This window comes from Escherichia sp. GZ89 (assembly GCF_019366485.1).
Lineage (GTDB): Bacteria > Pseudomonadota > Gammaproteobacteria > Enterobacterales > Enterobacteriaceae > Escherichia > Escherichia fergusonii.
Genome location: NZ_JAEOHX010000001.1, coordinates 647,226 through 671,641, shown reverse-complemented (window position 1 = coordinate 671,641; position 24,416 = coordinate 647,226). Strand labels below are relative to the sequence as shown.

25 protein-coding genes are annotated in these 24,416 nt (G+C 49.1%); 16 read left to right on the top strand and 9 right to left on the bottom strand.

The window, feature by feature from the left end:
• Window positions 1–9: 9 nt before the first annotated feature.
• Entirely contained in the window at window positions 10–915 is a 906-nt protein-coding gene (ompG, locus tag K0335_RS03245; RefSeq protein ID WP_160194053.1) for a monomeric porin OmpG, read from the top strand.
• A gap of 55 nt (window positions 916–970) precedes the next feature.
• Here ompG and K0335_RS03240 read toward each other — a convergent pair whose 3' ends face one another.
• Entirely contained in the window at window positions 971–1,969 is a 999-nt protein-coding gene (locus tag K0335_RS03240) for a LacI family DNA-binding transcriptional regulator (protein ID WP_104919794.1), read from the bottom strand.
• Between the two features lie 144 nt (window positions 1,970–2,113).
• On the opposite strand from K0335_RS03240, the gene K0335_RS03235 reads away from it, so the two are divergent.
• The 3 genes from K0335_RS03235 to tyrR all read left to right on the top strand — a co-directional run bounded on the left by K0335_RS03235 (window position 2,114) and on the right by tyrR (window position 6,258).
• Complete coding sequence (locus tag K0335_RS03235; protein ID WP_069907104.1) at window positions 2,114–3,511, top strand: YcjX family protein; 1,398 nt, start codon at window positions 2,114–2,116, stop codon at window positions 3,509–3,511.
• Entirely contained in the window at window positions 3,508–4,569 is a 1,062-nt protein-coding gene (locus K0335_RS03230; RefSeq protein ID WP_000138740.1) for a YcjF family protein, read from the top strand. The genes K0335_RS03235 and K0335_RS03230 overlap by 4 nt, the downstream gene beginning before the upstream one ends.
• Window positions 4,570–4,716: 147 nt before the next feature.
• The gene (gene tyrR, locus K0335_RS03225) at window positions 4,717–6,258 is read left to right on the top strand and encodes a transcriptional regulator TyrR (RefSeq protein WP_001235477.1); all 1,542 of its coding nucleotides are present in this window, start codon (window positions 4,717–4,719) and stop codon (window positions 6,256–6,258) included.
• A 52-nt stretch (window positions 6,259–6,310) separates the two neighbouring features.
• Here tyrR and tpx read toward each other — a convergent pair whose 3' ends face one another.
• The gene (gene tpx / locus K0335_RS03220; RefSeq protein WP_000084376.1) at window positions 6,311–6,817 is read right to left on the bottom strand and encodes a thiol peroxidase; all 507 of its coding nucleotides are present in this window, start codon (window positions 6,815–6,817) and stop codon (window positions 6,311–6,313) included.
• A 113-nt stretch (window positions 6,818–6,930) separates the two neighbouring features.
• On the opposite strand from tpx, the gene ycjG reads away from it, so the two are divergent.
• A complete protein-coding gene (gene ycjG, locus K0335_RS03215) occupies window positions 6,931–7,896 on the top strand; it encodes an L-Ala-D/L-Glu epimerase (protein WP_001258054.1) in 966 nt (321 codons plus the stop codon).
• Here the strand turns inward: ycjG and mpaA are convergent.
• Window positions 7,871–8,599, bottom strand: a complete 729-nt coding sequence (mpaA, locus tag K0335_RS03210) for a murein tripeptide amidase MpaA (RefSeq protein WP_024256446.1) — start codon at window positions 8,597–8,599, stop codon at window positions 7,871–7,873. The two genes, ycjG and mpaA, sit on opposite strands and share 26 nt — an antisense overlap.
• A gap of 184 nt (window positions 8,600–8,783) precedes the next feature.
• On the opposite strand from mpaA, the gene K0335_RS03205 reads away from it, so the two are divergent.
• Window positions 8,784–10,397 carry an ABC transporter substrate-binding protein gene (locus K0335_RS03205; protein WP_001216570.1) on the top strand — a complete coding sequence of 538 codons (1,614 nt, stop codon included), beginning with the start codon at window positions 8,784–8,786 and terminating at the stop codon, window positions 10,395–10,397.
• Window positions 10,398–10,498: 101 nt separating this feature from the next.
• Here K0335_RS03205 and K0335_RS03200 read toward each other — a convergent pair whose 3' ends face one another.
• Window positions 10,499–11,533 (bottom strand): mechanosensitive ion channel family protein, encoded by a 1,035-nt coding sequence (locus K0335_RS03200; protein WP_000632634.1) that lies wholly within the window; start codon window positions 11,531–11,533, stop codon window positions 10,499–10,501.
• A gap of 238 nt (window positions 11,534–11,771) precedes the next feature.
• Between K0335_RS03200 and K0335_RS03195 the strand changes: the two genes are divergently transcribed.
• Entirely contained in the window at window positions 11,772–12,032 is a 261-nt protein-coding gene (locus tag K0335_RS03195; protein ID WP_000638314.1) for a DUF2534 family protein, read from the top strand.
• A 51-nt stretch (window positions 12,033–12,083) separates the two neighbouring features.
• Here K0335_RS03195 and uspE read toward each other — a convergent pair whose 3' ends face one another.
• From uspE to ogt, 3 genes are all read right to left on the bottom strand, one after another.
• The gene (gene uspE, locus K0335_RS03190) at window positions 12,084–13,034 is read right to left on the bottom strand and encodes a universal stress protein UspE (RefSeq protein ID WP_000035068.1); all 951 of its coding nucleotides are present in this window, start codon (window positions 13,032–13,034) and stop codon (window positions 12,084–12,086) included.
• 150 nt (window positions 13,035–13,184) lie between these two features.
• Window positions 13,185–13,937, bottom strand: coding sequence for a fumarate/nitrate reduction transcriptional regulator Fnr (fnr, locus tag K0335_RS03185; RefSeq protein WP_002431524.1), 753 nt, complete (start codon window positions 13,935–13,937; stop codon window positions 13,185–13,187).
• Between the two features lie 194 nt (window positions 13,938–14,131).
• Entirely contained in the window at window positions 14,132–14,647 is a 516-nt protein-coding gene (gene ogt / locus K0335_RS03180; RefSeq protein ID WP_148048410.1) for a methylated-DNA--[protein]-cysteine S-methyltransferase, read from the bottom strand.
• A 194-nt stretch (window positions 14,648–14,841) separates the two neighbouring features.
• Here ogt and smrA point away from each other — a divergent pair, with 194 nt between their 5' ends.
• Complete coding sequence (smrA, locus tag K0335_RS03175; RefSeq protein WP_219393723.1) at window positions 14,842–15,405, top strand: DNA endonuclease SmrA; 564 nt, start codon at window positions 14,842–14,844, stop codon at window positions 15,403–15,405.
• Here smrA and K0335_RS03170 read toward each other — a convergent pair whose 3' ends face one another.
• On the bottom strand, window positions 15,406–16,212 hold the full coding sequence (locus K0335_RS03170) for an IclR family transcriptional regulator C-terminal domain-containing protein (RefSeq protein ID WP_000410928.1): 807 nt from the start codon (window positions 16,210–16,212) through the stop codon (window positions 15,406–15,408).
• Window positions 16,213–16,382: 170 nt separating this feature from the next.
• Here K0335_RS03170 and K0335_RS03165 point away from each other — a divergent pair, with 170 nt between their 5' ends.
• Genes K0335_RS03165 through pcaC form a run of 6 tightly spaced genes read left to right on the top strand, consistent with a single transcriptional unit; the run spans window position 16,383 to window position 21,443 of the window.
• Window positions 16,383–17,072: a 3-oxoacid CoA-transferase subunit A gene (locus tag K0335_RS03165; protein WP_000565944.1), complete on the top strand. Its 690-nt coding sequence runs from the start codon at window positions 16,383–16,385 to the stop codon at window positions 17,070–17,072.
• A 10-nt stretch (window positions 17,073–17,082) separates the two neighbouring features.
• Window positions 17,083–17,739 carry a 3-oxoacid CoA-transferase subunit B gene (locus K0335_RS03160; protein WP_104919790.1) on the top strand — a complete coding sequence of 219 codons (657 nt, stop codon included), beginning with the start codon at window positions 17,083–17,085 and terminating at the stop codon, window positions 17,737–17,739.
• A 9-nt stretch (window positions 17,740–17,748) separates the two neighbouring features.
• The gene (gene pcaF / locus K0335_RS03155; protein WP_001070520.1) at window positions 17,749–18,951 is read left to right on the top strand and encodes a 3-oxoadipyl-CoA thiolase; all 1,203 of its coding nucleotides are present in this window, start codon (window positions 17,749–17,751) and stop codon (window positions 18,949–18,951) included.
• 9 nt (window positions 18,952–18,960) lie between these two features.
• Window positions 18,961–20,313: a 3-carboxy-cis,cis-muconate cycloisomerase gene (locus K0335_RS03150; RefSeq protein WP_046082779.1), complete on the top strand. Its 1,353-nt coding sequence runs from the start codon at window positions 18,961–18,963 to the stop codon at window positions 20,311–20,313.
• Window positions 20,303–21,067 carry a 3-oxoadipate enol-lactonase gene (pcaD, locus tag K0335_RS03145; protein WP_104919789.1) on the top strand — a complete coding sequence of 255 codons (765 nt, stop codon included), beginning with the start codon at window positions 20,303–20,305 and terminating at the stop codon, window positions 21,065–21,067. Before K0335_RS03150 ends, pcaD begins: the two co-directional genes overlap by 11 nt.
• Window positions 21,057–21,443 carry a 4-carboxymuconolactone decarboxylase gene (gene pcaC, locus K0335_RS03140; protein WP_001204102.1) on the top strand — a complete coding sequence of 129 codons (387 nt, stop codon included), beginning with the start codon at window positions 21,057–21,059 and terminating at the stop codon, window positions 21,441–21,443. Before pcaD ends, pcaC begins: the two co-directional genes overlap by 11 nt.
• Window positions 21,444–21,493: 50 nt before the next feature.
• Here pcaC and K0335_RS03135 read toward each other — a convergent pair whose 3' ends face one another.
• Window positions 21,494–22,726, bottom strand: a complete 1,233-nt coding sequence (locus K0335_RS03135) for a sensor domain-containing diguanylate cyclase (protein ID WP_024256445.1) — start codon at window positions 22,724–22,726, stop codon at window positions 21,494–21,496.
• Between the two features lie 238 nt (window positions 22,727–22,964).
• Between K0335_RS03135 and zntB the strand changes: the two genes are divergently transcribed.
• Window positions 22,965–23,948 (top strand): zinc transporter ZntB, encoded by a 984-nt coding sequence (zntB, locus tag K0335_RS03130; protein ID WP_000387363.1) that lies wholly within the window; start codon window positions 22,965–22,967, stop codon window positions 23,946–23,948.
• 275 nt (window positions 23,949–24,223) lie between these two features.
• Window positions 24,224–24,397 (top strand): protein YnaL, encoded by a 174-nt coding sequence (gene ynaL / locus K0335_RS03125; protein ID WP_015953424.1) that lies wholly within the window; start codon window positions 24,224–24,226, stop codon window positions 24,395–24,397.
• Window positions 24,398–24,416 lie beyond the last annotated feature (19 nt).

Below are 24,416 nucleotides of genomic sequence, written 5' to 3'. Positions count from 1 at the left end.
GGAACAATAATGAAAAAGTTATTACCCTGTACCGCACTGGTGATGTGTGCGGGAATGGCCTGCGCACAGGCTGAGGAAAAAAACGACTGGCACTTTAATATCGGCGCGATGTACGAAATAGAAAACGTCGAGGGTTATGGCGAAGATATGGACGGGCTGGCGGAGCCTTCCGTCTATTTTAATGCTGCCAACGGGCCGTGGAGAATATCGCTGGCTTATTATCAGGAAGGGCCTGTAGATTATAGCGCGGGTAAACGTGGAACCTGGTTTGATCGCCCGGAACTGGAAGTGCATTATCAGTTTCTCGAAAGCGATGATTTCAGTTTCGGCCTGACCGGTGGTTTCCGTAACTATGGTTATCACTACGTTGATGAACCGGGTAAAGACACGGCAAATATGCAGCGCTGGAAAATCGCGCCAGACTGGGATGTGAAACTGACTGACGATTTACGTTTCAACGGTTGGCTGTCGATGTATAAATTTGCCAACGATCTCAATACAACCGGTTATGCTGATACCCGTGTCGAAACGGAAACGGGTCTGCAATATACCTTCAACGAAACGGTTGCCTTGCGAGTGAACTATTATCTCGAACGCGGCTTTAATATGGACAACAGCCGCAATAACGGTGAATTCTCCACGCAAGAAATTCGCGCCTATTTACCGCTGACGCTCGGCAATCACTCGGTAACACCATATACGCGCATTGGGTTGGATCGCTGGAGTAACTGGGACTGGCAGGATGATATCGAACGTGAAGGCCATGATTTTAACCGTCTTGGTTTGTTTTACGGTTATGATTTCCAGAATGGTCTTTCCGTTTCGCTGGAATACGCGTTTGAGTGGCAGGATCACGATGAAGGCGACAGCGATAAATTCCATTATGCAGGTGTCGGTGTGAATTACGCGTTCTGATAATGTACGTAATTGCCGGATGCAGCGCGCGCCTTATCCGGCCTACATTCGATACTTATTTCAACGTCATATGTGTGGCAACGGTAACATTTTGCGGTGACGGTTTTCCGGCGATTAGGCGGAATAATAACTCACAACTTTGTTGACCTAACTCCTGCGTCGGGATATCGATACCGCCCGGTGCAGGCGTTAAAATAAACGACAGCGTTTCATTGCTATAACCCACTACCGCTAACTGCTGCGGAATGGCAAGATTTTTCTCTGCCGCCGCACGATAAATGCTCATTAATTTCAGGCTGTCAGTGGCAAATACCGCCTCAGGCAACGGAGACTGACTTAATAGTTGCCGTGCGGCTTTTAATGCTGTTTCGTGGGTATAACCACCATCAACAATCCATTCATCATGCACTGCAATATTATGCGCAGACAGACTTTGCTTATAGCCATTGACGCGATCAACCGAAACATGAACATCAAGCGGAGCATGCAGGCAGGCAATATTTTTATGTCCACTTTCAATTAGCGCATCGGTCAGCGCAATACTGTCGCCAAAATTATCGGTATCGACAGAATAAACATGGCCGTATTGACCTTCAACTTTGCCAATTACTACCACCGGAATATCGTATTTATCGAGTTGGGCAAAAAAAGACTCATCTGCTGGCGAACTTAGCATAATAATGCCTTTAATCATTTTCTGCTTAATTTTGCTTTCACATTTTTGTAAGTCTTCAGCCGGGTTGTGCGACGTCTGCAATATCACGTCGAAACCCTCATCTTCCGCTTTGGCGGTAATGGCATGCAAAACTTCGGAGAAAAACGGGTTACCCGCCGTAGTTTTGGTCGAGCGGGTAGAAATCACCATAATGGCATCAAAGCCCGAAGAGGTCAGCGCGCGGGCCAGTTTATTTGGCTGATACTGTAATTCTTCAATGGCCCGTAACACTTTTTCGCGCGCTTCCGGGGAGATATTGGTTTGCTTATTCAGCACGCGTGATACGGTGGATTTTGATACGCCGGCAACCCTGGCAATATCATAAATAGTAGGGGACATAGGTCAGGAACTCCGTCCGAACGTGAATGCTGCACATCTTATGGAGTTCGCCTCAAGATGACAACACGGGCAGTTGATAATCAAGGGCATGGCCCCCACATTCATATCCTTACGAATGATTTTTTTCTGGTCCACAGGACAGCAATGAAGCGACTTAAAAATGAACTTAATGCGCTGGTGAATCGGGGTGTCGACAGACATCTGCGCCTCGCTGTAACCGGACTTAGCCGCAGCGGCAAAACCGCGTTTATCACTGCGATGGTCAATCAGTTGCTCAATATTCATGCCGGAGCACGCTTGCCGCTATTAAGTGCGGTGCGTGAAGAGCGCCTGCTGGGCGTAAAACGCATTCCCCAGCGTGACTTTGGCATTCCGCGCTTCACCTACGATGAAGGGCTGGCGCAGTTATATGGCGATCCTCCCGCCTGGCCGACCCCAACACGCGGCGTCAGTGAGATTCGCCTGGCGCTACGCTATAAATCGAACGATTCGCTGTTGCGTCACTTCAAAGACACTTCCACGTTATATCTGGAGATAGTGGATTATCCCGGCGAATGGCTGCTCGACTTGCCGATGTTGGCGCAGGACTATTTAAGCTGGTCGCGCCAGATGACGGGCTTACTCAATGGTCAGCGCGGCGAATGGTCGGCAAAATGGCGAATGATGTGCGAAGGGCTGGACCCACTAGCACCTGCCGACGAAAACCGTCTTGCAGACATTGCTGCCGCATGGACCGATTATCTCCACCACTGCAAACAGCAGGGGCTGCACTTTATTCAGCCTGGGCGTTTTGTCTTGCCGGGCGATATGGCAGGTGCGCCCGCGTTGCAATTCTTCCCGTGGCCGGATGTCGATGTCTGGGGCGAGTCCAAACTGGCGCAGGCCGATAAGCATACCAATGCCGGAATGCTGCGCGAGCGGTTTAATTATTACTGCGAGAAAGTGGTGAAGGGGTTCTATAAAAATCACTTCCTGCGTTTTGATCGGCAGATTGTGCTGGTGGACTGCCTGCAACCGCTCAACAGTGGGCCACAAGCATTTAATGATATGCGTCTGGCGCTGACGCAGCTGATGCAAAGCTTCCACTATGGGCAGCGTACCTTGTTCCGGCGCTTGTTTTCGCCGGTTATCGATAAGCTATTGTTTGCTGCCACTAAAGCGGATCATGTGACCATCGATCAACACGCCAATATGGTTTCATTACTGCAACAACTGATTCAGGATGCCTGGCAAAATGCGGCGTTCGAAGGGATCAGTATGGACTGCCTGGGGCTGGCGTCAGTTCAGGCGACCACTAGCGGCATTATTGATGTTAACGGTGAGAAAATCCCGGCGCTGCGCGGTAATCGGCTCAGTGATGGTGCACCGCTCACTGTGTATCCTGGCGAAGTTCCCGCACGTTTGCCTGGCCAGGCGTTCTGGGATAAGCAAGGCTTCCAGTTTGAGGCGTTTCGCCCGCAGGTGATGGATGTCGACAAACCGTTGCCGCATATTCGCCTTGATGCTGCGCTGGAATTTTTAATAGGAGATAAATTGCGATGACCGAACCGTTAAAACCACGTATTGATTTCGACGGTCCACTGGAGGTCGATCAGAGCCCTAAATTTAAGGCGCAGCAGACCTTTGACGAAAATCAGGCGCAAAATTTTGCCCCAGCCACACTCGACGAAGCGCCGGAAGAAGAAGGGCAAGTTGAAGCAGTGATGGATGCGGCGCTACGTCCGAAACGCAGTCTGTGGCGCAAAATGGTGATGGGCGGACTGGCGCTGTTTGGTGCAAGCGTTGTTGGTCAGGGTGTGCAGTGGACGATGAACGCCTGGCAAACTCAGGACTGGGTGGCCCTGGGCGGCTGTGCCGCAGGAGCATTGATTATTGGTGCAGGCGTAGGGTCTGTGGTGACAGAGTGGCGACGCTTATGGCGCTTGCGCCAGCGTGCTCATGAACGCGATGAAGCGCGCGATTTGTTGCACAGTCACGGCGCCGGGAAAGGGCGCGCGTTTTGCGAAAAACTGGCGCAGCAGGCGGGAATCGATCAGTCACATCCGGCGCTGCAACGCTGGTATGCCTCGATTCACGAAACACAAAATGACCGTGAGGTCGTGACTTTGTACGCACATTTGGTGCAGCCCGTGCTGGATGCTCAGGCGCGGCGGGAGATCAGCCGTAGTGCAGCAGAGTCTACATTGATGATTGCAGTAAGTCCGCTGGCATTAGTGGATATGGCCTTCATTGCCTGGCGCAATTTACGTCTTATCAACCGTATCGCAACGCTGTATGGCATTGAGTTGGGGTATTACAGTCGTTTGCGCTTATTTCGCCTGGTCTTGTTGAACATCGCTTTTGCCGGAGCCAGTGAGCTGGTGCGGGAAGTAGGGATGGACTGGATGTCGCAAGATCTTGCTGCACGACTGTCAACGCGCGCAGCACAAGGTATTGGTGCAGGTTTATTAACTGCGCGTCTGGGCATTAAGGCCATGGAGTTGTGTCGTCCATTGCCGTGGCTTGATGATGATAAACCGCGATTGGGGGATTTCCGCCGTCAATTGATTGGTCAACTCAAGGAGACGTTACAGAAAGCACCAACCAGACGCGAAAATTAATTAAGAATGGGCGTTAAACGTATAACTTTACGCCACAACGCCCATTTTTCCGTCATTCTGTCAATATTTGTTGACAGAGTTCTTCCTGCTTCCCTCAGAGTGGCTTATCATCTTATCTAATGATTCATTATTCAGGTGAAGGTTCCCATGCGTCTGGAAGTCTTTTGTGAAGACCGGCTCGGTCTGACCCGCGAACTGCTCGATATTCTTGTGCTACGTGGCATTGATTTACGCGGTATTGAGATCGATCCCATCGGGCGAATTTACCTTAACTTCGCTGAACTGGAGTTCAATACATTCAGTAGCCTGATGGCTGAAATTCGCCGTATCTCCGGCGTTACAGATGTTCGCACTGTTCCCTGGATGCCTTCTGAGCGTGAGCATCTGGCGCTCAGCGCATTACTTGAAGCTCTTCCGGAACCTGTTTTATCGCTGGATATGAAAAGCAAGGTTGAGATTGCTAACCCGGCAAGTTGTCAACTTTTTGGTCAACATCTCGATCGCCTGCGTAACCATACCGCCGCGCAATTGATTAATGGTTTTAATTTTCTGCGCTGGCTGGAAGGTAATCCGCAAACATCACATAACGAACATGTGGTGATTAACGGGCAAAACTTCCTGATGGAAATCACGCCTGTGTATTTGCAGGATGAAAACGATCAGCACGTGCTGACAGGCGCGGTGGTGATGTTGCGTTCTACCATTCGGATGGGGCGTCAGCTGCAAAACATCACCTCTCAAGATGTTAGCGCTTTCAGTCAGATTGTCGCCGTTAGCCCGAAAATGAAACATGTAGTTGAGCAGGCGCGCAAACTGGCGATGCTGAGTGCGCCACTGTTGATTACCGGTGATACCGGCACGGGTAAAGATCTCTTTGCTCACGCGTGCCACCAGGCCAGTCCACGAGCGGGGAAACCTTATCTGGCGCTTAATTGTGCTTCTATCCCGGAAGACGCCGTTGAAAGTGAACTGTTTGGTCACGCACCGGAAGGCAAAAAAGGCTTCTTCGAGCAGGCGAATGGTGGCTCTGTTCTGCTGGATGAAATTGGCGAGATGTCACCACGTATGCAGACCAAACTACTGCGTTTTCTTAACGACGGTACTTTCCGCCGTGTTGGTGAGGACCACGAAGTTCATGTGGATGTACGGGTGATTTGCGCGACGCAGAAAAACCTGGTTGAGTTGGTACAAAAAGGCCTGTTCCGGGAAGATCTCTATTATCGCCTTAACGTTTTGACACTAAATCTGCCGCCACTGCGCGATTGCCCGCAAGATATTATGCCTTTGACGGAGTTGTTCGTGGCCCGTTTTGCTGATGAGCAAGGCGTGCCGAGACCAAAACTGGCCGCCGATCTCAATACCGTACTGACCCGTTATGCCTGGCCTGGAAACGTGCGTCAGTTAAAAAATGCGATCTATCGAGCATTAACGCAACTGGATGGTTATGAGCTACGCTCGCAGGATATTCTGTTACCAGACTATGATGTCGCCACGGTGGCTGTCGGTGAAGATGCGATGGAAGGTTCGCTGGATGAGATCACCAGCCGCTTTGAACGTTCGGTGCTGACGCAACTGTATCGTAATTATCCCAGCACACGTAAGCTGGCAAAACGGCTGGGGGTTTCGCACACCGCCATCGCCAATAAATTGCGTGAATATGGTCTGAATCAGAAAAAAAGCGAAGAGTAATGTTAAAGCCTGATAGCAGGATAGCAGAGTTGCTTATCAGGCTTTTCGCTTCTTACGCTTTCAGCACAGTGAGTGCGGCGTCGTAATCCGGTTCGGTGGTGATTTCATTTACCAACTGGCTGAAAACAACATTGTCATTTTCGTCAATAACGACAACTGCACGTGCTGCCAGACCTTTCAGCGGGCCGTCGGTGATTTCTACACCATAATTTTTGAGGAACTCAGCATTGCGGAAAGTAGAGAGGGTGATGACGTTATTTAAACCTTCTGCACCGCAAAAACGAGACTGAGCGAACGGCAGGTCAGCAGAAACGCACAGCACAACCGTGTTGTCGATTTCTGTTACCAGTTGATTAAACTTACGTACCGATGCAGCGCATACGCCGGTATCGATACTTGGGAAAATATTTAACACTTTGCGTTTGCCAGCAAACTGACTCAGTGTGACGTCAGACAGATCTTTTGCCACGAGAGTAAAAGGCTGCGCTTTGCTACCCGCCTGAGGAATGGAGTTTGCGACTGCAACCGGGTTGCCCTGGAAATGAACGGTTTGTGACATGGTTATCTTCCTATTTACATATAGTTAACGTCACCACTAGTTTATGCCAACAGTCTATAACACATCAAACGCTATTTACGCCTGATCTTTTGGTATCGCATGAAGGAGAAGAGATGAGATCTGTAAAGGTTTATGAAGAAGCCTGGCCATTACATACCCCGTTTGTGATTGCCCGTGGCAGTCGCAGCGAAGCGCATGTTGTGGTGGTCGAACTGGAGGAGGATGGCGTAAAAGGCGTAGGAGAATGTACGCCATATCTGCGTTATGGCGAAAGCGATGCTTCGGTACTGGCGCAAATCATGGAGATCGTTCCGCAACTGGAAAAGGGATTAACCCGTGAAGCGCTACAGCAGTTGTTACCGGCAGGCGCCGCACGCAACGCTGTCGATTGTGCGTTATGGGATCTTCAGGCCCGGCAGCAACAGCAAACACTGGAAGAGTTACTGGGCATTGAACTAAATTCAACCATTACTACGGCACAGACTGTCGTGATTGGTACTCCCGAGCAGATGGCCACCAGTGCTGCCGCTTTGTGGAATAAGGGCGCGACGTTACTGAAGGTGAAACTTGATAGTCATTTGATCAGTGAGCGAATGGTGGCAATACGTGCAGCAGCACCTGAAGCCACGATCATTGTCGATGCCAATGAGTCCTGGCGCGCTGAGGGACTGGCGGCACGTTGCCAGTTGCTGGCAGATCTGGGCGTGGCAATGCTTGAACAACCGCTTCCTGCCCAGGACGACGCCGCACTGGAGAACTTCATTCATCCTCTGCCAATTTGTGCTGATGAGAGTTGCCATACCCGTAGCAACCTTAAAGCGCTGAAAGGGCGTTATGAAATGGTCAACATCAAGTTGGATAAAACTGGCGGTTTGACTGAGGCACTGGCACTGGCCACCGAAGCTAAGGCGCAGGGATTCAGTCTGATGCTAGGTTGTATGCTCTGCACTTCACGTGCGATTAGCGCCGCTTTGCCGCTTGTTCCTCAGGTCAGTTTTGCTGATCTTGATGGCCCCACCTGGCTGGCAATGGATGTGGAGCCACATCTGCATTTTACGACCGGACAAGTGCATCTTTAGGATGCCAGCGTAGTAGGTTGGACATCGCGAACAGGTACTTCTCGCTGGCTTCATCTGATGAGATGGCCGGAAACTCGGCGGTGATACAGGGTAAATTGAGATCTGCACACCAACTGCCAAACGATCCTGGTGTTTCGTAACCGACACTGGTCACTAATGGCAGCTCAAATGCCTGGGCCAGCCACTCGCCTAATTCGCTTTGTCGTGGATCTTCAATGCATGCCAGCGGGTCGTGAAAAGAAACAACCCACGCAGGCTGAATACGATGAATAAGTTGGCAAAGTGCCTGAGTTTCAGGTTCTGAACCTGGTGCATCCCCCGTGAGCAGTACCACGTCTCGTTCTGGCGCAGCACTATTCCAGCGATATACAGTTTCACCCGCTTTCCAGTTAGCTGCCGGGAAATTGCGGTTGAGATCAACTCCATTGGCATTCGCCCGCAGCCCTAACTGGCTGCCGTCAGGGTTAACATTGAGCACCACGTGATGGCGGCGCAATGAAGGCGTTAAAGTGCGTAATGCGCAGGAAAGGGTAACCACGGAAGAGTTTTCGTCGCCGTGAGTGCCAGCCAGAATCAATCCGCTTTCACTGTTGGCGGCGGGAGCCGGAAACCAGATGAGTGGTGCACCTAATAAAGAACGACCATAGTGTTCAGTTCCGGGAGGAAATGCGCCACGTTCGGCGCGCGGGCGAGTAACAGTCATCATCGTCTCAACCATTGCAATTATTTACTCGCAGTGTTGTGCAAAATTTGTCAGGAAGCAAATTGATTTCACGTAGCGCGAATGTTACGTGTCATATCAATTTTTTATTACAAGGTATTTGCAATTCTTTAAGGCGAAACAAATAATTACGCATCTAAATAAAAGCCGGATTGAGGGAACCCAGATGAGGCACTCTGTTTCAGTAACGTGTTGTGCGCTGTTGGTTAGCAGCATTTCTTTGTCCTGGGCGGCAGATGTTCCCGATGGAACAGTGCTCGCAAAGAAGCAAGAGATTGTGCGCCATATCAAGGATGAGCCAGCGACATTAGACCCGGCGAAAGCGGTAGGATTACCCGAGATTCAGGTTATCCGGGACCTGTTTGAAGGGCTGGTTAATCAGAATGAGAAGGGGGAAATTGTTCCCGGTGTTGCTACTCAGTGGAAAAGCAACGACAACCGTATCTGGACTTTTACCCTGCGTGATGACGCAAAATGGGCTGATGGCACGCCAGTGACTGCGGAAGATTTTGTTTATAGTTGGCAGCGACTGGTTGATCCGAAGACATTATCTCCCTTTGCCTGGTTTGCTGCACTTGCCGGAATTAACAATGCTCAGGCGATAATCGACGGTAAAACCACACCAGATAAACTGGGGGTAACAGCCGTTGATGCCCGTACACTTAAAGTGCATCTCGATAAGCCATTACCGTGGTTTGCTAATTTAACCGCCAGTTTTGCTTTTTATCCGGTAAAAAAAGCGAATGTAGAAAGTGGCAAAGAGTGGACAAAGCCTGGCAATTTAGTTGGTAATGGCGCGTTTGTGTTAAAAGAGCGGGTGGTCAACGAAAAACTGGTTGTTGTTCCTAATAGCCACTACTGGGATAACGGTAAAACGGTGCTGCAAAAAGTCACTTTCCTGCCAATCAATCAGGAGTCTGCCGCAACAAAACGTTATCTGGCCGGTGATATTGATATCACCGAGTCGTTCCCGAAAAATCTCTACCAAAAATTGCTGAAGGATATTCCGGGGCAGGTTTATACACCGCCGCAGTTAGGTACTTACTATTATGCGTTTAATACTCAGAAGGGGCCAACTGCGGATCAACGTGTCCGTATGGCGCTGAGTATGACTATCGACAGACGTCTGATTGCAGAAAAAGTACTGGGTACAGGTGAAAAACCGGCATGGCATTTTACCCCTGATGTTACCGCAGGATTTACACCTGAACCTTCGCCATTTGAGCAGATGAGCCAGGAAGAACTCAATGCACAGGCAAAAACATTGCTGAGTGCGGCAGGTTATGGCCCTCAAAAACCGCTCAAACTGACACTGCTGTATAACACTTCTGAGAATCACCAGAAGATCGCGATTGCGGTCGCGTCAATGTGGAAAAAGAATCTCGGCGTTGATGTTAAACTGCAAAATCAGGAATGGAAAACCTATATTGATAGCCGTAATACCGGCAATTTTGATGTCATCCGCGCTTCTTGGGTGGGCGATTATAATGAACCGTCAACTTTCCTGTCATTGTTAACCTCAATGCACTCAGGTAATATTTCACGGTTTAATAATCCGGCTTATGACAAGGTAATTAATCAGGCTTCGCTGGAGAATACAGAAAAGGCAAGGAATGCTGATTATAATTCTGCGGAAAAAATATTGATGGAGCAGGCACCTATTGCACCAATCTATCAGTACACTAATGGTCGATTAATTAAACCGTGGCTGAAAGGTTATCCGATCAACAATGCAGAAGATGTTGCCTACAGCCGCACAATGTATGTTGTTGAGCACTGATATACTCGTTGCAGGTGCTGCGACTCGAATTATTTAGTGTAGACATCTTTCAAAGTAAAACTGGCGCATTTGGGCGCCAGTTTTTTTAGACAAAATTAACGTTATTTCTCGTTAATTTGCTGGGGTGTCGAGTTATCCAGATACAGCGTCTGACTTGGGAACGCAAAATCTGCGCCATGCGCCTGGACAATATCGATAATCTTCAGGAAAACATCCTGTTGCGCTGCCAGCCATTCGGCCCAGACGGTGGTTTTAGTAAAACAATAAACCATAATGTTTAATGACGAATCACCAAAATCATTGAAATACACCAGTAACGTCTGATGTTGATCAATGCTTTCATGTGTCTGCAACATCTGGCGCACCGCTTCTACAATTGTTCCCACCTTTGCGGCATCTTCATAACGTAAACCAATGGTTGTGGTTATCCGTCGGTTGGTCATTCTGCCGGGGTTTTCCACACTAATAGAAGAAAACAAGGAGTTGGGCACGTAGAGTGGGCGGTTATTAAATGTCGTAATTTTGGTAATCCGCCAGCCAATTTCGGTGACCGTACCTTCAATATTTCTGTCAGGAGAACGGATCCAGTCGCCGATACTGAAAGGGCGGTCAAAATAAAGCATAATCCCGGAAAAGAAATTACTTAGAATATCTTTCCCTGCCATACCAACAGCAAGACCACCGATACCACCAAAGGTCAACAGACCAGAAAGGCTCATGCCAAAATGCTCACCATAGAGCAATACAATCACCATAATTATCGTGATCTTAATTATGCGCGAAAGAATCCGCGCACTGGTCACATCTCGACCTTTTTTGATCTGTTTGCGTTCAAATTGATTGATCAACAAAAACAGTTTAACGGTTAAAATAAGCGCAATTAATGATGTACAAATAAAATCGATTGCATCGGAAGAGATAAAATTAATTTTATACGTTGCAATCACATAATTAACAATGTTACCAATTGCGCCGATAATGACCGCATAGATAAAGAATTGAGCGGCATGAAATACAAAGCCTTTTCTTCTTTTCTGCCCATGGCGAAACCAAAAGCTCATCAACACCAATGCTGCACAGCTTCCGAAAACAATCGCCAGATTCAGGGCGTTAACGATAAATATTTGAGTAATCATTATTATCTCTGTTCCTCCATGCTCGGCTAATTAGCCGAAATACTCTGGGCGAGAATATTTTACCGTGTGCAAACATTCAGGTCATCTATGGAAAGGTCGGGAAATAGCGCGATTAGCTCAAAGTACGGACAACCTTTAAAGTGTAAATTAAATGTCAATTTTTAATGGCAGACAGAGAGTGAATGCCATGATATTGTTATCGTTATGTAGCATATGTTTTATCGGAAAGGGTAGGGTAATGATCTGGACAACGCTGAAAACCGCAAAAGGGAAAAAATTTCTATTGTGTCTGCTGGGGGTATTTGTCATTGCGGCGTCGATAGTGACACGCGCAACCATTGGTGGCGTGATTGAGCAGTACAATATCCCGCTCTCCGAGTGGACGACTTCAATGTATTTTATCCAGTCTTCTATGATTTTTGTCTATAGCCTGGTATTCACTGTTCTGCTGGCCATTCCCCTGGGGATTTATCTGCTTGGCGGGGAAGATAAAGCATAATCGTGATAAACCGGATGGCTGATGAAACTCGCCATCCGGTAAGTTCAGTGTTTAATCGTCTTCGTCGTCATCAAGTTCGATAGGCGTTTGATACTGGTCGGGTTTAATCACCAACAGGTCACAGCGCAAATGGTCAATAACCTGCTCGGCGGTATTACCCAGAAACGCCGCAGAAATACCGGTGCGTCCAACAGTACCGAGAACTACAATCCCAGCTTGTAAATGTTCAGCCAAATCCGGGATAACCTCTTCAGGTAGTCCTTTTTCGACATGCGTGACTTTTTCATCAATACCGAATTTTTGTCGCAACGCCTTCATTGCCAACAAATGCTGCCCACGAATCGCGTCGTTGTACACGCCTGGATCAAATTCGGGGAGTTCAATAGCGATATTGATTGGTGTTACCGGATAAGCGCCCACCAGATGGACTTCGGTGTGATTAACCTTTTCAGCCAAAAGTATGGTTTCTTTCACCAGTTTTTCATTAAGCGCATTATGATATGGCTCTTCACTGGCAAGATTCACCGCCACCAGCGCTTTACCACCTTCTGGCCACGGTTGGTCTTTCACCATCCACACTGGGCATGGGCATTTACGTAACAAGTGCCAGTCGGTCGGGGTAAAAATTACGGCTTCCAGACGGTCGTGTTGGTGCGCCATTTTCAGAACCAGATCGTGACCGCCGCTGATAACTTCCTGAATCACGGCTTCAAAAGGCCGGTTGTGCCAGACCACTTTGATTTCAATAGGAACGCCTGCATCAATGTAGTACTTTGCTTGCTCACGAATCCACGCAGTTCGCTGACTGATAACACCCTGACGCATCGCTGTTCGCTCATCAGGCGAGAGAAGGGTAGTCATCTCGTAGGAAAAGTCATAGATCGGTAAGAATGCCTTAATTTTGCCACCAATCCGTTGATGCAAATAAACAGCTCGCCGCAATGCTGGCTGATCGTCCTGATTGGGATCGATAACAACAAGCATATTTTGATAGTTAGCCATACAGGGTCTCCTTACAACTGTCATCGCAGTTTGTAATTAAAAGAGTAACCTATATATGGTGAATGAAACAGGGGGGAATCTTCTGTCAGATCAATAAATACAAATAATTTATCGATCTGACAGAAACATAACGGAAGGTTTGTGGATTAATCAGGCAACGTTGCGTGTATGACCGGCAAGTTGTGCCAGCGCATCGTTATTTTCAATGGTGATGTATTTGCCTTTTACTGCCAGCATACCACTTTTCTGGAAACGCCCCAGCAAACGGCTGATAGTTTCAACGGTCAGCCCCAGATAGTTACCGATATCACCACGCGTCATCGTCAAACGGAATTCGCGAGGAGAGAAACCACGCTGGGCGAAACGACGGGAAAGATTGTATATAAACGCCGCCAGACGTTCTTCGGCATTTTTCTTCGACAACAACAGGATCATATCCTGGTCGCCTTTGATCTCACCGCTCATCAGGCGCATCATCTGCTGACGCAGATTCGGCATTTTCCCGGACAGATCGTCCAGTGTTTCAAACGGGATTTCGCATACCATCGAGGTTTCCAGCGCCTGGGCGAAACTCGGATGGTGTCCAGTGCCGATGGCATCAAAACCGACCAGATCGCCTGCTAAATGGAAACCGGTGATCTGTTCATCGCCTTGTTCGGTAATGGTATAGCTTTTAATCGTGCCGGATCGGATGGCGTAGAGCGATTTCAGTTCATCGCCAGCTTTAAACAGTGTCTGGCCTTTCTGAATGGGCTTTTTACGCTCGATGATGTTATCAAGCTGATCAAGCTCATGCTCGTTAAGTGTGAACGGGATGCAAAGCTGGCTGATGCTGCAATCCTGGCAATGGATAGCACAACCGCCAGACTGAATGCGCCGTATAATTCGCTTTTCCGGGATCATAGGTCTGCTCAAGCCGTAATTGATATTTGTCAATTTTAACATCTTTTTGGTGAGCACGTAAGGGCGCAAATCCTTCAATAGCGGATTATTCTTATATTTGCTTCAGAAATAACGATATCTTGTTGAATAACCGTACATTGTTAACGGTAACTTTACGTTAACAAGGATGTAAGAAGGCACAAATAGCCTGGTCATTACAGCAGGAGATAACCTTCGTGGCGCAATAACCACTCTTTTCGCTGCACTCCGCCGGCATAACCGGTCATTGTGCCGTTTCGTCCAATAACCCGATGGCAAGGTACAACAATACTGATGGGGTTGGAGCCGTTGGCGGCGCCTACTGCGCGGGCAGCACCAGGACGCCCTAACTTCTCGGCCAGTTGTCCATAGTGCATCACTTGTCCGCAGGGAATGGTTCGCAATACCTGCCATACTTCGCGTTGAAACGGTGTTCCAGCCGTGGCGGTAGGCAGGTTGTCAATTACCGACAGATTGCCCTCAAAGTAATCTGTCAGATGCTGGCAGAGCCCGCCGGGATTGTTAGCTTCACGCAGTTCATACCCTTCAATCCGGTAATGAATATCCAGCAATTGCATCATGCGGTGACGATACTCTTCCCATTCAACTGCACGCAGGCGAAATTGTTCATCACAAATTACCGCAAGCATTCCCAGCGGCGTGGCAATTTTATCTTCGAGTAATGTCAGCATTTTTCAACCCTGTATGCAGAATGGGGGCTACAAAATATCACGCGGCGGGCATTCGTCACCATACTTACGAAGTGGAATAACAAAATCGAGTCTGTCGACATCCGCAGACTCTACAATACACACAGCAGTGCGTTCTTGTTGGTGGACAGTGACGTGGTTATGATAATGCGCTTTTAATTGCGGGAGGATGTAGTATGAACCTTGACGACAAATCGCTGTTTCTTGACGCCATGGAAGATGTCCAGCCGCTGAAACGCTCAACGGATGTTCTCTGGCATCCCACACGTAATCAACGTGCACCGCAACGTATTGATACTCTGCAACTTGATAATTTCCTCACTACCGGGTTTCTGGACATTATTCCCCTCAGCCAACCATTGGAGTTCCGTCGCGAAGGGTTACAACACGGCGTGATAGATAAATTACGCAGTGGTAAATATCCGCAGCAAGCCAGTTTAAACCTGCTTCGCCAGCCGGTAGAAGAGTGCCGGAAAATGGTGTTTAGTTTTATTCATCAGGCATTGGCAGACGGCTTACGTAATGTGCTGATTATCCATGGCAAAGGGCGTGAGGATAAATCTCATGCCAATATCGTGCGCAGCTATGTTGCCCGTTGGTTGACGGAATTTGACGACGTTCAGGCGTATTGCACCGTACTGCCACATCACGGTGGCAGCGGGGCATGTTATGTTGCATTGCGTAAAACTGCTCAGGCAAAACAGGAAAACTGGGAGCGCCACGCCAAACGCAGTCGGTAACTAATCCAGCAGGAGCGAGAGTTCCTGCGCCGCTTTTTGTAGCTCCGGCAGTACCCGGCTTAATAATTCATCAGCAGAGACTTGTCCGGCATGTACGCCAACGTTCAATGCTGCCAGCACTTGCCCTCGGGTATTGCTTAATGGCACCGCAATAGATCGCAAGCCCATCTCCAGTTCCTGATCGTTCAGGGCGTAACCTTGGTGTTGTACTTTTTTCAGCTCTTCACGTAGCGCTGAAACGGAATCCACCGTCTGTGAGGTGTAGCGAATCATCGTCACTCTGCCCAGTAAGTCATTGAGATTTTCTTCGGGCAAATGGCTTAGTAATACGCGGCCCATCGAGGTCGCCCATGCGGGTAAACGACTGCCAATATCAAGGTCGATGGTCATTATGCGTGAACTGGACGCTCTGGCAATATACAAAATATCGTCACCATCCAGTGTGGCAATAGAGCAGGATTCATTAAGCATTTCGCTTAAGTGTTTAAGGACCGGTTGTGCTGCTCTTGCCAGTGGTGTTGAAGCAAGATAAGCATGACCGAGTGCCAGAATTCGCGGACGTAGTTCGAAATTTTTACCATCCTGCGCATAAACAAATCCCAATTTCCCCAGTGTATAAAGGCAGCGCCTGACAGCTGCTCTTGGGATGCCTGTTTTCTGGCTAATTTGTGAAATAGACATCATCCGTCGCTGCGGGGTAAATGCCTGAATAACGTCCAGTCCACGCGCCAGCGAGGCCATAAAATTTGGATCGCCTTTAAAAGGATCGGCATCACTGTTCAGCCGATCATCAGGATGTTTTTCCACTGTTTTTTCCTCACTGTTCGCCTTAGATCACATTCTGCTAACAAATATATCTGATGTTCGATAATCGCACCATATTTCGATTATCGCCCTTGATTGCATTCGTTATGTGGGTCACATTTTGTGCGAACAACGTATAAATGTGCGAAATCCGCACGACAAGGAGCAACCTGATGATTGATAAACGTGTGTCATCGCTCGAAGAGGCCATCGCCGGGATTGCGGATGGCGACACCATAATGATTGGTGGATTTGGCACCGCCGGACAACCCACGTATCTGATCGATGCCCTGATCGATCAAGGGGCACGCGATCTCACCATTATTAACAACAATGCCGGCAACGGTGAAGTAGGACTGGCGGCGCTACTTAAAGCAAAACGAGTAAGGAAAATGATTTGCTCGTTTCCCCGTCAGGTGGACTCGCAAATTTTTGACGCCTTATACCGCAATAAAGAAATAGAGCTTGAACTTGTGCCACAGGGTAACCTGGCGGCACGTATCCAGGCTGCGGGGGCAGGGCTGGGCGCGATTTTTACCCCAACAGGTTACGGTACTACGCTTGCAGAAGGTAAAGAAACACGCCACATCGACGGACGTGACTATGTACTGGAATACCCTATCAAAGCTGACTTTGCCCTGATCAAAGCGCATCAGGCTGACCGTTGGGGAAATCTGGTATATCGCAAAGCTGCACGTAATTTTGGTCCGATTATGGCCACTGCGGCGAAAACCACCGTTGTGGAAGTCAGCCAGTTTGTTGAGCTGGGAGAACTGGATCCAGAACATATCATTACGCCAGGCATCTTCGTCCAACGCGTTTTTTCCCTTGAAAATCTGCAAGATAACGCACTGAGCGCCTAAGGAGTCAATAATGAAAAAGCTTTCGCGTGATGAAATGGCGAAACGCGTTGCCCAGGATATCCCGGAAGGCGCATACGTCAATCTTGGGATTGGTCTGCCGACCCGTATCGCCAATTATCTGCCTGCCGATAAAGAAATTTTTCTGCATAGCGAAAATGGTTTGTTGGGAATGGGACCGAAGCCGCAAGAAGGCAAGGAAGATCCTGAACTGATTAACGCAGGTAAAGAGTACGTGACATTGTTACAGGGCGGTTGTTATTTCCACCATGGGGATTCCTTCGCCATGATGCGCGGTGGGCATCTGGATATTTGCGTATTGGGGGCTTATCAGGTTTCCGCAACAGGTGATTTAGCTAACTGGAGTACCGGGGCACCGGACGCCATTCCCGCTGTTGGCGGTGCGATGGATTTAGCCATTGGTGCTCGTCAGGTTTTTGTGATGATGGATCATTTGACCCGTAACGGGCAGAGCAAGTTGGTTGAGCGTTGCAGTTATCCACTGACGGGCATCGGCTGCGTTAGCCGTATTTATACTGACCTGGCAGTCATTGATATCACGAATAACGGTCCCGTGGTGCGAGAAATCTTTAACGGCATGTCGTTTGAAGAACTGCAACGTCTGACGCCTGTCACGCTCAGCTTTGAACAACTGGCGGAAAGCGCATAAGGAACTAATATGAATCAGGCATTTATCTGCGATGCAGTGCGAACTCCTTTTGGTCGATTTGGTGGCACGTTGGCAACGGTTCGGGCTGATGATCTGGCTGCAATTCCGCTTAAAGCGCTGTTATCACGCAATCCAGGACTCGATCCGGCATTTATTGACGATGTGATTTACGGTTGTGCCAACCAGGCAGGGGAAGATAACCGTAATGTGGCACGAATGGCATTACTGTTAGCCGGGCTGCCGGAAAGCGTGCCGGGAAGCACTATAAATCGACTTTGTGGTTCAAGTCTTGATGCAATTGGTGTTGCTGCCCGAGCGATTAAAAGCGGTGAAACACATTTGATGATCGCCGGTGGCGTGGAAAGCATGTCGCGAGCGCCGTTTGTCATGGGGAAAGCGGAATCCGCATGGAATCGCAACATGAAGATGGAAGATACCACCATTGGATGGCGCTTTATTAACGCTCAGATGAAAGCGCGGTATGGCGTTGATTCAATGCCAGAAACAGCCGAAAACGTCGCCGGGCAATTTAACATCAGTCGTGCGGATCAAGACGCTTTTGCCCTGCGTAGTCAGCAACGTACTGCTCAGGCACAGCAAGATGGTCTGTTTGAAGAAGAATTGACGGAAGTTAGCGTGCCGCAGCGTAAAGGCCCGGCGCAACTCTTTATCCGCGATGAGCATCCCCGTGCAACCTCACTGGAGGCGCTGGCAGGTTTGAAGGCGGTGGTACGTGAAGGTGGCTCCGTCACTGCGGGGAATGCCTCCGGTGTCAACGATGGCGCATGTGCATTATTGCTCGCCAGTGAACAAGCAATGCGGCAGCATGATTTGCAACCGTTAGTTCGGGTGGTGGGTATTGCAACCGCAGGCGTTGCACCGCGTATTATGGGGTTTGGACCCGCGCCTGCGGTGCGCAAAGTTCTGGCGCAGACAGGGTTAACGCTGGATCAAATGGATGTTATAGAACTCAATGAAGCCTTTGCCGCTCAGGCGCTGGCGGTAATGCGTGATTTAGGGTTACCGGATGACGCGACACATGTGAATCCGAATGGCGGGGCGATTGCGCTGGGGCATCCGTTGGGTGCATCTGGTGGGCGGCTGGCGATGACAGCGGCCCGACAACTGCAACGTACAGGGGGGCGTTATGCGCTATGCACTATGTGTATCGGTGTCGGGCAGGGGATCGCCCTGATTATTGAACGAGTGTAAGGAGAAGTGATGGCAGTGTTGACTCCGCTGATGCGTGGCAGTGCGCTAACGGACTGTTTTACCGATGAGTGCTTATTGCAGGGGATGTTGGATTTCGAGGCAGCCCTGGCACTGGCTCAGGCACGTTGTGGGGTGATCCCGCCATCTGCGGTCGCGGCAATTGCGGCTGCATGCAGAGCTGAAAATATTGACGTTCAGGCGCTGGGGGGGAATGCGGCGCTGGCGGGGAATCTGGCTATCCCACTGGTGAAGCAATTAACCGCGCAGGTGAAGAAAAATAATGCCGCAGCGGCACGTTACGTTCACTGGGGAGCAACCAGCCAGGATGTCATTGATACCGGGTTAATACTGCAATTACGCCAGGCACTTCAACTTACCCAACAGAGTGTAAACCAGTTGCTTGCTACGTTCGCGGGACAGGTTTTTCGTTATCAGAAGACGGTAATGCCAGGTCGTACATGGATGCAGCAAGCGCTCCCGGTGACCCTGGGCTTAAAACTTGCCGGAACGCTGGATGCATTACTTCGCTGGCAGGTGCGTTTAGAGGAGTTACTGCCGCGTGTGTTGGTGCTGCAATTTGGTGGTGCGGCAGGAACTCTGGCTTCGCTTAAGCAGGATGCACTACCGGTGGCTGCCGAACTGGCGAAAGTCCTGGGATTGACGCTGCCGGATTTGCCATGGCATACGCAACGGGATCGCTTACTGGAAATTGCCGCCTGGTATGCGGGCACAGGGGCGACACTGGCAAAATTTGCGCAGGATTTTGCACTGTTAATGCAGACGGAAGTTGCAGAAGTGAGTGAACCTGCCGTTGCCGGACGAGGCGGTTCATCCGCAATGCCCCATAAGCGTAACCCTGTCATTTGTGCCTCTATTCTTACCGCTGCACAGCGTACCCCGGGTTTAATGGCTACCCTGTATGCCAGCCAGTTACAACAGCATGAACGCGCACTTGGTGGCTGGCAAGCTGAGTGGGAAACCTTGCCAGAGCTGATTATGTTGACAGGGAATATTATCGAGCAAAGCCAGGAACTGGTGCAGGGAATGCAAGTGTACCCACAAAAGATGCGTGAAAATCTCGATATCACCCACGGGTTATTGATGGCGGAGTCAGTGACTTTGGCGCTGGCGGAGTTTATTGGTAAACAGGATGCCCATCATCTGGTGGAAGTGCTTTGTCGGCAAGCCATCGAACAGCAACACGCCTTGTACGACGTACTGGTAAACGATACGCGTATTACCTCATGGCTTAACGCCACCCAAATTAAAAATTTGCTGGAACCTACCGCAGCGACCGGCAGTGCACAGGTCTTTATCGACCGGGTGCTGGCTCGCTATAAGGAACAACAAAATGAAAATTAATTACCAGATTGAAGGGCCGGAGAATGCGCCGGTTATTGTGCTGTCGAATTCACTGGGCACCACGCTTTCGATGTGGCAACCACAAATATCCGCACTGACTTCGCATTTTCGTGTATTGCGCTACGACACGCATGGCCATGGAAAAACAGAAAAAAACGAGACGGTTACCCTGGCGCAATTAGGTGAAGATGTCGTTGCATTGCTTGATCATCTTGCGATTGAAAAAGCTCACTTTTGCGGGATTTCTATGGGCGGGCTGACTGGACTCTGGCTGGCACGCTATAAACCGCAACGATTTCATAGCGTAACGGTGCTCAATAGCGCGGCTAAGATTGGAGAAGCAACAGGCTGGCTTAGCCGTGCACAAGCAGTGCGAGAAAAGGGGATGCAGGCGATCGCCGCAACAGCACCAGAACGTTGGTTCAGTGAGAGTTATCGCCTGACTGCCGCTACACATGTGGCATTTCTGTGTCAGCAATTAGCAGAATCTTCTCCTGATGGCTATGCCAGCTGTTGCGAAGCATTAGCAAATGCAGACTTACGCGCTGAACTTAGTGCTATCGATCTTCCGGTATTGTTGATCGCCGGTGAGCTTGATCCGGTGACAACCGTAGCCGACGCACAGTTCATGCAGCAGAAAATAGACGGCTCTCGCCTGGAAATTGTGACAGCGTCACATTTGTCCTCCATCGAAGCGCCGGAAGTGGTAAATGCTTTATTAATTGAGTTTTGTGGGGGCAACAATGCGCGATGAAGAACGTTATCAGCAAGGGATGTTAGTCCGCCGTGGTGTGCTGGGTGATGAGCATGTTGATCGTACATTGCAAAATCTCACTTCGCTGAACGAAGAGTTTCAGGATTTTATTACCCGCTTTGCATGGGGTGATATCTGGAGTCGTCCGGGTCTGGAGCGCCATACCCGCAGTATGATTACTATTGCTATGTTGATTGCGCTCAACCGCGAAGCCGAACTCAAAATGCATCTCAATGCAGCGTTCAATAATGGCGTGACAAAAGAAGAGTTGAAAGAACTGATTATGCACTCAGCTCTTTATTGCGGACTGCCAGCGGCAAACGCCACAATGCATCTCGCTCAGCAAGTTTTCGCTGAGCGTGAGGCTGCCGAATAAGCATGACTTTATCGCGCCAGGGTGCCAGTAATCAGCACCTGGCGCAAACTTCAGGCTGCTAACACCCGATTACGACCATCATTTTTTGCCCGATACAACGCATCATCAACCCGCTTAAACAAGGCATCGATTGTTTCATCGATTTCGTGACGCGCTACACCAATACTTACCGTGAATCGTGGCAAACCCGTGAGGGTAATTTTCGCCACCTGAGCGCGGATTGTTTCGGCCAGCGCCAGAGCGTCATCGAGGGTAGTGCGTGGCAGTAATAAAACAAACTCTTCACCTCCCCAGCGAAAAACCAGATCGCCCTTACGGGCACAACTTTCCAGCGTACGTGCTAACACGCACAGCACATCATCTCCTTTCTGGTGGCCGTAGAGATCATTCACACTTTTAAAACGATCTGTGTCGATCAACAACAAGCTGTAATCCTGACTCATTAATCCCGGCTGCGAAGAATTATGCTCAGTGAGCAGAAAAAATTGCCGACGATTAAGCAGCCCGGTTAAGGCATCACGCATGGCAGCTTGTTCCAACTCCTGCTCCAGCCGCTTTTGTTCAGTGATGTCATGAATAATGCAGAGCATAAGTTTGTCGCCATAGATCTCAATCGGTCCTGCGTATGTTTGCACATGACGAGTGGAACCATCTGCAAGCTTATGCACAAAATTAAGCGGCTTATGTCCGCCAGGTAGACGGGCTATCTCTTGCATCACTGGTAATACGTCACGGCCTAACATATTGATTTCCCATGTATGTCGCTGGCACATATTCTCATGGTCATAACCATAAAAATTGAGGGCAGCCAGATTTGCATCGACGATTAGTCCATCACGAGCGGGATCAATCAGTAACATTGGCGCTGAGTTGGTTTGAAAAAAGCGAGCATAGAAACCCTGTTTTTTACGTTGGTAATTCGCTGAGCGACTGGCTTTCAGACCCTGGGTCGCAGGCAACTCCATACCTTCGAAAACAATAACTTCGCCAATATCAGCCAGGTGATTTAATGACAAACGACAGGAAAGGGGGATTTTTTCCCCATCACGCCATACCGTCAGTAGTTCCACAATGTCATGGCGATGATAGAGATCAGTAAGATATTGCGTCAGTGTTTGTTGTGCGCCGACGGAATAAATGTTGTTTCGCATCTGGTTGAAAGATTGATTCTGGGAAAGCTTCCGTGCTACGGCGTTTGCAAACAATAATTCTTCCGTAGCGGGCGAGACAATCCAGACTGGAATGGATAATAAATCCAGGGGAGTGAAGTTGTGTGTAATCATTGGCAACTCGTTATTTTTATGAACAATTATTGTTTTGAAAAAGGGAAATAGTAGTAATGTATGAAATGGCTATCCCGATAATAGTAGACGTTAATTCTTTGTCAGGCATAAAAGTCTGAATGCCTGCCAGTTGAGATATAATTTTCTGAATTAATTCATGGTGATGGCAGAAAACAATATTGCGTAACCGTGACAGGGAACTAGACTAGCAAGAGAATCAGATGAATATGGAGGCTCTGTGGAAGCAATTAAGGGAGCAGACGTAAACGTACCTGATGCGGTTTTCGCCTGGATACTGGACAGAAATGGCGGCGTAAAACCGCTTACTGACAATGATGTTATCGACAGTGAACATCCGTGCTGGTTACATCTTAATTACACGCATCCTGAAAGCGCTCAGTGGCTGGCAACGACGCCTTTATTGCCGAACAACGTGCGTGATGCGCTGGCTGGAGAAAGTACCCGCCCACGAGTGAACCGTATGGGGGAGGGAACGCTCATTACACTTCGTTGTATCAATGGCAGCACTGACGAACGACCAGATCAGTTAGTGGCCATGCGGGTGTATATGGATGAGCGCCTGATTGTTTCAACTCGCCAGCGCAAAGTGCTGGCGCTGGATGACGTTGTCAGCGATCTGGAAGAGGGCACTGGCCCTGAAGATTGTGGTGGATGGCTGGTGGATGTTTGTGATGCGCTGACCGATCATGCCAGCGAGTTTATCGAGCAACTACACGATAAAATTATCGACCTTGAAGATAATCTGCTCGATCAGCAAATTCCTCCGCGTGGATTTCTGGCACTGCTGCGCAAACAATTGATTGTGATGCGTCGATATATGGCACCACAGCGTGACGTTTACGCCCGACTTTCCAGTGAACGATTACCATGGATGAATGATGATCAGCGGCGGAGAATGCAGGATATTGCCGATCGCCTGGGCCGGGGCTTAGATGAAATAGATGCCTGTATTGCTCGTACAGGGGTGATGGCTGATGAGATTGCGCAGGTGATGCAAGAAAACCTGGCGCGTCGGACTTATACCATGTCACTGATGGCAATGGTGTTTTTGCCCAGCACTTTTCTGACAGGGTTATTCGGCGTGAACCTTGGTGGTATTCCAGGTGGAGGTTGGCGATTTGGTTTCTCGCTGTTTTGTATACTGTTAGTCGTTCTTATTGGTGGTGTTGCTTTATGGTTGCATCGTAGTAAATGGTTGTAACAAAAGCGATTTCTGTGATGCTCTGTACAGGAAAACGCCAGAAAAATTGAGCGAAGTCAATAAACTCTCTACCTATTCAGGGCAATATCTCTCTCGCAGGTGAATGCAACGTCAAGCGATGGGCGTTGCGCTCCATATTGTCTTACTTCCTTTTTTGAATTACTGCATAGCACAATTGATTCGTACGACGCCGACTTAGATAAGTCGGCTTTTTTTTACCTGATATTTTTTCAGCGACTACCCTTTAAGAGTCAACCATTGACCGGAGGGTAACGATGACAACACTCATCCATTTGCAAATTCCAACGCCTGAACCTATTCCTGGTGATCCCATTCCGGTGCCTGATCCGATTCCACGTCCACAGCCAATGCCGGACCCACCACCAGATGAAGAACCGATTAAATTGTCGCATCGTGAGCGCAGATCTGCGAGGATACGCGCCTGCTAACTTTGCGCCGATGACCAAG